Source organism: Paenibacillus zanthoxyli JH29, assembly GCF_000520715.1.
GTDB classification, from domain to species: domain Bacteria; phylum Bacillota; class Bacilli; order Paenibacillales; family Paenibacillaceae; genus Paenibacillus_AQ; species Paenibacillus_AQ zanthoxyli.
Map to the genome: position 1 here is coordinate 1 of NZ_ASSD01000250.1, position 541 is coordinate 541.

Sequence of the window (541 nt, forward strand, 5' to 3'; positions counted from 1 at the left end):
AATAGTCAAACCATTAGCTATGAAGAAGCGTTACCTCTTAAAATTTCTCTCAGCACATTTTTAGCCATCCGAATCTTCTCGTCATTGGCATCACGAAGCAACTCTACAATGTCTTGAATATCGCTCTCCGCCGACGTAACCATGAACTCTTCATCCAGATATGCAAATAACTGAATCAAGTTAACTCCAAGAGATTCCGCAATCTTATGCAAATTCAATAGAGATACATTCTTCTCACCGCGTTCAATCTGTCCTATGTATGAAAAATGAAATCCGCCCTTTTCCCCAAGAGCTTCCTGGGACAAACCCCGCTCTTTGCGAAGAGCACGAATCCGGGTTCCAACGAGCTTCAATATTTCCTTGTCCTTCATGGTGTTCACCTCTCATGTCAAAAGTGTAGACAAGTTTCATTCAGGTAAACACCAAACGTTAAATATTATTATTTATTTTGATATTTATAAGTATTATAATTGTGTAATACTTTTCCTTTTCTAGATTAGGAGGCAAACGTCATGGAGAAAAGCTTGCAAGACAAAATAAA

Annotated in this window: 1 protein-coding gene; it reads right to left on the reverse strand. The window is 38.1% G+C overall.

Translation table 11 applies throughout. The features are described 5' to 3' along the window. Window positions 1–17 precede the first annotated feature (17 nt). Window positions 18–371 (reverse strand): helix-turn-helix domain-containing protein, encoded by a 354-nt coding sequence (locus L691_RS0109175; protein ID WP_025690148.1) that lies wholly within the window; start codon window positions 369–371, stop codon window positions 18–20. Window positions 372–541: the final 170 nt, after the last annotated feature.

What these genes read in the sequence shown, in the direction of transcription:
- L691_RS0109175 (WP_025690148.1), bottom strand. Translation starts at nt 371, where the DNA reads ATGAAGGACAAGGAAATATTGAAGCTCGTTGGAACCCGGATTCGTGCT.